The organism is Winogradskyella luteola (assembly GCF_019203985.1).
Taxonomy (GTDB): domain Bacteria; phylum Bacteroidota; class Bacteroidia; order Flavobacteriales; family Flavobacteriaceae; genus Winogradskyella; species Winogradskyella luteola.
Genome location: NZ_JAGSPD010000028.1, coordinates 1 through 5,034, shown reverse-complemented (window position 1 = coordinate 5,034; position 5,034 = coordinate 1). Strand labels below are relative to the sequence as shown.

General features: G+C 31.0%; 5 protein-coding genes. All 5 read left to right on the top strand.

What is annotated here, in order from left to right; genetic code table 11:
- Positions 1-790: CPCC family cysteine-rich protein (locus KCG49_RS16220; RefSeq protein ID WP_218548001.1), on the top strand; the 790-nt coding region annotated here is incomplete at its 5' end.
- A 322-nt stretch (positions 791-1,112) separates the two neighbouring features.
- On the top strand, positions 1,113-1,661 hold the full coding sequence (locus tag KCG49_RS16215) for an RNA polymerase sigma factor (RefSeq protein ID WP_218548000.1): 549 nt from the start codon (positions 1,113-1,115) through the stop codon (positions 1,659-1,661).
- A complete protein-coding gene (locus KCG49_RS16210) occupies positions 1,651-2,439 on the top strand; it encodes a HEAT repeat domain-containing protein (RefSeq protein ID WP_218548003.1) in 789 nt (262 codons plus the stop codon). The genes KCG49_RS16215 and KCG49_RS16210 overlap by 11 nt, the downstream gene beginning before the upstream one ends.
- A gap of 1 nt (position 2,440) precedes the next feature.
- A complete protein-coding gene (locus KCG49_RS16205; protein WP_218547998.1) occupies positions 2,441-3,202 on the top strand; it encodes a DUF4097 family beta strand repeat-containing protein in 762 nt (253 codons plus the stop codon).
- Between the two features lie 84 nt (positions 3,203-3,286).
- The gene (locus KCG49_RS16200; protein WP_218547997.1) at positions 3,287-5,008 is read left to right on the top strand and encodes a serine hydrolase domain-containing protein; all 1,722 of its coding nucleotides are present in this window, start codon (positions 3,287-3,289) and stop codon (positions 5,006-5,008) included.
- Positions 5,009-5,034: the final 26 nt, after the last annotated feature.

The following is a 5,034-nucleotide window of genomic DNA, read 5'->3' as shown; positions in this document are numbered from 1 at the left end:
ATCCTCTCTTTTGTTCTTTCTGATTAATCTTCTAAAATTAATAGATTGTAAACTTAAGGCGTGTATAGCCAATGAGGCGCAACAATGGCTCTTCGTGAGGCGCGCCTCACTACGCCATACACAGTGGGCGTTAGGCAACATTAGAAAAAACACTTTGGAAAGAGAAAAAGCCATAGGGAAATATTCAACAATTAAGTTAAAAGAACTTTCTCAAGAAGAAAGAGCTGAACAGTTGGAAATTATGACCTACGAAGATTGGAGCGATTCCGAAGGTTGGAGTTCTTTACCAAAATCAGTACGGAATGAAATTGAAAATGGAGAAGAAATTCACAATCCTGAATTAAAAAAGTACGACTCTGTACTTATGATTTGGTTAAAAAATGGACTTCAATCTGTGACAAACGAATTTTTGTGCGAAAAACTGAATATCGACAAAATTATAGGAGAACCGATTAAATTGGAATCTTGCCCTTGTTGCGGACATAGAACGATTGGAGAACGTGGAAATTATGAAATATGTAAAGTGTGTTGGTGGGAAGATGACGGACAAGACAATCAGCACTCTGAAGAAGTAATGGGCGGACCGAATTACGGAATTAGTTTAGTTATGGGAAGATATAATTATCTGATTTATGGACTTTACGACCCAAAACGAACTGACTTAATGGAACTAAAAGCAGAAGAAAACGAATTTGAAAAAGGTAGAATATTCGAAATTGTTGACAATGAGTATCTGATTGAAAAAGGAACAGATTGGAAATGGAAAATAACGTTGCCTAACAATGTATAACCGCAATTACGGCGGATTCGACTACGTCCGAATCCACTCGGAATTGCTAACGTCTGTTCTAAACCGAAAATTAACGCATATAAACCCGTAACTGACGGTTATACGAGACCGTTGTGGTTAATACCAAGAACTAAAAACTCTTCATCTAGTTTTCTTCAATTCACTCTTTATATTTCTAGAATAGAAATTAGAACCATATTCTATTTACATTATCTCGAATGTAACAGCTACTATAATCTTTAGTCTTTAATTAAAAACCTTTTTTATGTAACCTTTTTGTTTTTTTAAGTATTACATATATAAGCGATTAAAAATTTCACTATTGAAAACTTTAACTGACGAAGAGTTGATGGAACTCATTGTAGGTGGCAATCTGGACATGATGCGACATTTATTTCAACGCTATCATATTAAGATTTATAATTTCTGTTGGCAAATGACTAAAGACAAAGACCTTAGTAAAGATATAACTCAAGAAGTCTTTTATAAAGTTATAAAACATAGGAAGACATATAGACAAAACAAATTTTCATCTTGGATCTATGCTATAGCAAGAAATCTTTGTAAAGATCACTACAAAATCCTAAATAAAACAGAGCGACTAAATGACAAAAATTTAAAAGATACTTATAGTATAAATGACAATAGATCGGAGCCATTGGGAAACATTAGTCAATTAAATTTTGCACTAGATCAGTTAAGCAATAGTGATAGAGAACTGATTGTTATGGGTAAATACCAAGGCTTAAAATATTACGAAATAGCCAAAATAACTGACTCTACTTTAGGAGCGGTTAAAACAAAAATGCATAGAGCTATGCAGAAATTAAAGGATTCTTATTTTTTAAAGACAAAGCATCATGAATTGTAAAGATATAGTAAACCTTATTAATGATTATAAGTATAATAATTTAGATTATACAAACAAAACATTAGTAGAGGAACATCTTAAAAGTTGCTCAAGTTGTACACAGATACATCAAGAATTTATTCATCTTATTGATACTATAAATCAGGTTCAAGAAGAACTACCTGATAAGGATTTAGAATTAAATTTTAACGCTATGTTGGCAAAAGAAAAATTGGCTTTAAAAACTTCTAAATCAATAGCATTCAAACCAAAAAAGAAAGTACTTAAGTCCATATTACAAGTGGCTGCAACAATCCTCTTAATGATTTCTTGTTATGTTTTGGGCAGTTATAAAGACAGAGCATCTAAAGCAAAAGAAATAGCCTTCCTAAAACAGGAAAAAACAGAAATGCAAACTGTAGCTACTTTATCTCTTATAGATAATGAATCTGCCAGTAAGCGTCTACAAGCTGTAAGTTATGCTAAAGACATTGCGCAACCAAATAATGAAATTCTAAGCGTACTCATTGCTAAAATGAAAAATGATAAACATACCAATGTAAGATTAGCAGCTACCAATGCCTTAGCTAAATTTGCAAAAAACACCATGGTTAGACAAGCATTGATTAAAGCACTTAAAACTGAAGAAAATGCCAATATGCAAATAGAACTTATTCAGATTTTAGTGGATATTGAAGAGAAGCAGGTAATTCCTTCAATGGAAAAATTACTTCAAAATAAAGAAACACCAAATTATATTAAAGACCATATTAAATTAGAATTAAAACAAATCATTTAAAATGAAAAATAAAATATTTACAACTTTTGCTTTATTAATAATAACTGCAACAGCATTCGCACAGGATTATTCAATGTCTTTAAAAGGTATTACTAAAGTCATAATAAGTTCAGAAACCACTATTGTCGTCAAGCCACATGATAGCATTACGTTTCTTATGAAAGCATCAGAGAACTACAGAAATCCGAACGCAGAAAAATCAAAAGGACTTAAGAAGATATCAGGAAGCGGTGATGATAACACAAACTATGGAGTTGAAGTTATAAAAGAAGGTACACTTTTAATAGTCAAAGGACTTCGTGAACGAAGAGCATCTAATTTGGTCATTCATTTACCAAAGAATATGAATATCTCTGTTGAGAGTTTAGCAAATAATGAGATCTATATTGACGGATTTAGTGCAGAGGTTGAAACTATAAATCATCACGGAGAGACTTTACTGGCTAATATAAATGGGCCAATTGTTGCAGAGAATGGCAACGGTAATATTACAGTAATTTTTTCTACACTTAATCAATTGTACCCAATGTCTATAGTTGCAGACAATGGAGATATTGATATTAGAATGCCTCAAGATGCGTCTGCCACCATTATTTCTAAAACACCTCGTGGTGAATTTTATTCGGACTTTGACATTGAAGTGATTAACGAAAGTAGTATTCAAAAAAACAAGAGATCTGTAAAAGGAAAAATTAATAAAGGAGGTGTAGAAATTAGTATACAAAACCTTAAAGGAAATATTTATTTAAGGCAACTTAAATAAGCAGCACTTTTTATTTTTTAATAATTTTTCGATAGAGTTTTAGTCTCTACAGGAAAAGAACATCCTAAACTTAAATTAAATAATATGAAAACTAGAAAACTGAAACTGTTGGCATTAGTAATATGCTGTTTTTTGGGAATGCAACATAGCATTTCTCAAAATCAAGAGAGGCTTACAAAAACGATTAAAGAAACAGATATTGATGTCCTTTTTAAAAAATATAATAATAGTGATACACCTGGTATAGCAGTTTCAGTAATTAAAGATAATGAGGTGGTCTATCAAAAAGGGTTTGGTATGGCAAATTTAGAATATGGAATTCCTATTACGACCAAAACTAAATTTCATGTAGCGTCACTATCAAAGCAATTCACAGCCTTTATGACTCTAAAACTAGAAGATGAGGGTTTGTTGTCTATTGATGATGATGTAAGAACCTATATTCCTGAGTTACCTGATTATGGTAAGAAAATAACAATCAATCATTTACTAACACATTCTAGCGGAATAAGGGACCAATGGCGATTGTTAGAAATGGCAGGTTGGCGATTGGATGATGTCATTAAAACCGAACAAATTTTTAGATTAATCATAGGTCAAAAGGAATTGAATTTTTCACCTGGTGATAGTTTTAGTTACTCTAATTCTGGATATACTTTATTAGCAATTATTATTGAAAGGTTAACTAAAATGTCATTTGCTTCTTACGCAAAGCAATCCATATTTGAACCATTACAAATGAATGATAGCTTTTTTTATGATGACCATGAAGAAATAGTAACTAACAGAGCATACTCTTATACAAAAGATAATGAAAGGCTGAAAAAGAGTAATTTAAATTTTGCAACTGTAGGTCCAACAAGTTTATTTACAACTATAGAAGACTTCAATAAATGGGCAATCAATTTTAAGAAAATGACGATTGGGAATAAAAAAATTTTCAAGTCTATGAGAGAAAATGCTACTAAAAATGATGGAACTGTTTCAAACTACTACGCTAAAGGTCAATTCTTAGCTAATCATTATGGGTATGACAATATATATCACTCAGGATCTGATGCAGGATATCGCTCTTATTTTGTGAGATTTCCTAATCTTGGGTATCAATTTATTCTTTTTGCCAATGCATCCTATGTTAATTCATCTAAAGAAACATTTAAACTTGTCAACTACTACCTTAAAGACAAGAAACCTAAAAGTGAAAACAATGCGTCGGCAAGTGAAATTTTTGAGTATGATAAAAACCTCTTTATAGAGCTTTCAAGTTCTCAAATGAAAAAGTTTGAAGGTACTTATTTTAATCGTGAGACTAAAAATTATACAGAAGTAAAACTTGAAAATGACACGCTCTATTTAAAAGGTAGCGTTTTATCAGAAACTCTTAAATTGTATCCTGTTGGGAATAGTAATTTTAAAGTGAAGGGAAGCATTTATGATATCTCTGTAAATTTTAGAGAAAATGATTATAATGAGCCAGTAGTTGAGATTAGAATACCAGACATTATGTGGTATTGGAATATGAAAGTTGAAAAAGTAAACCTTTCAAATTATTTAGGAAGCTATTATAATGATGAATTAAAAACACAATATGAGTTGGTGAAAAAAGAAAATGTACTGTATTTAACACACCAAAAGTTAGATGATATAAAGATTGAACAGATAAATGAGGCATATTTTAGTTCGAAAAACAGAAATTTTTCAAATATGAGGTTTAAACGAAATGATTCAGGTAAAATCATTGAGTTTACAGTATCGAGCGATGGTGCAAAAAATATTATTTTTACAAAAAAATACTATTCCGAGTAAAATCATAATTAGAAAGTACTAACCAC